The organism is Sulfitobacter litoralis (assembly GCF_900103185.1).
GTDB lineage: Bacteria > Pseudomonadota > Alphaproteobacteria > Rhodobacterales > Rhodobacteraceae > Sulfitobacter > Sulfitobacter litoralis.
This window is the reverse complement of the sequence record NZ_FNJD01000063.1, coordinates 1-1,047: the sequence shown is the minus strand read 5'-3', so window position 1 is coordinate 1,047 and position 1,047 is coordinate 1. Positions and strand designations below refer to the sequence as shown.

Sequence of the window (1,047 nt, the reverse complement as noted above, 5' to 3'; positions counted from 1 at the left end):
AAAACGAGGCTTTCACCCGCAACGATTATTGTGAGATCAAAATTTCGCGGTGGCTCATGCGGGCAATCGAAGCCAATGAAGTTGTCTCAATAAGCCGCGACTACTTCCGGCTACGCCGACCACTCGAACGACGGCTCTACGAGATCGCGCGGAAGTTTTGCGGGAACAAAAGCAAGTGGCAGATTGGCCTTGCCAACCTGCAAGATAGAACAGGCAGCAACGCTCCCCTAAAGCGCTTCCGCCTCAACCTTCGAGAAATCATCAAAGCGGACGTGACACCCTTCTACAGCTTTGAACTAACATCGGACGATTTAGTAGTCGTCAGACCCCGTAAAGCACACCCCACCGCCCTATCCCCTTCAATCAGAATACCTGATTGGGCAGATGAAAAGGGCCGCGAAATTGCGCGTGCAAAGGGCTGGGATTACCATGCTCTACAAAGCAAATGGTTAGCATATGCCAATGAAGAAGCCGCCAGTGGGAACGCTCCAAAAAACGCGGGTGCGGCTTTTGTCGGCTACTGTAAGAAACAGGAAAAACTTCGCTAAGTCAGGCGCCTAGATTTTCCCCTACCCCTTCAGCAACCCAAAAAACCGTCTGGGCGGCTTTGCCGTATGTTGCGGGCGTTGGTCCGCGATTGCCGCCAGTGCCTGCCTGTGATCGGCGCTCTGGCGTTCGATCTGCCCGCGCAAACTCTCGATCTGCTCGCTTGCCTGTTCCCTTTCACGCTCTCGTTCAAGGTTGGCATCCTCGATCTTCTCACGAAGCATCTTAACTTCGACTTCCAAAGCACTGTTTTGGTTGTTTTTTAATAGTTCTGCATGAGGGGTAGCATTCGGTTCTTTGTGTTCGGCAGAACCAGTTCTAGGGAACACCCTAAAAAGTTCCGATGTTTCAATTTCCCAATGCCCTTTTTCGTTCTTTTCTGCACTCATACGCTTTGAATTTAAGGCTTGTAGGAGTGTAGATTTAGCAACGCTCGCCTCTTTAGCCGCCTTGTTCAGAGATAGTTTTGCCATAGTTTTTCCTGCTTATTGTCGGTGGTCG

At 50.7% G+C, this 1,047-nt stretch carries 2 protein-coding genes; one reads left to right on the top strand and one right to left on the bottom strand.

What is annotated here, in order from left to right:
- The coding region (locus BLQ98_RS18065) for a replication initiator protein A (RefSeq protein WP_208596108.1) at window positions 1-548 on the top strand (548 nt) is incomplete at its 5' end.
- Between the two features lie 21 nt (window positions 549-569).
- Here BLQ98_RS18065 and BLQ98_RS18060 read toward each other — a convergent pair.
- Complete coding sequence (locus BLQ98_RS18060) at window positions 570-1,019, bottom strand: hypothetical protein (RefSeq protein ID WP_093734556.1); 450 nt, start codon at window positions 1,017-1,019, stop codon at window positions 570-572.
- Window positions 1,020-1,047 lie beyond the last annotated feature (28 nt).

Coding starts and splice junctions, on each gene's coding strand:
- BLQ98_RS18060 (WP_093734556.1), bottom strand. CDS start 1,019: ATGGCAAAACTATCTCTGAACAAGGCGGCTAAAGAGGCGAGCGTTGCT.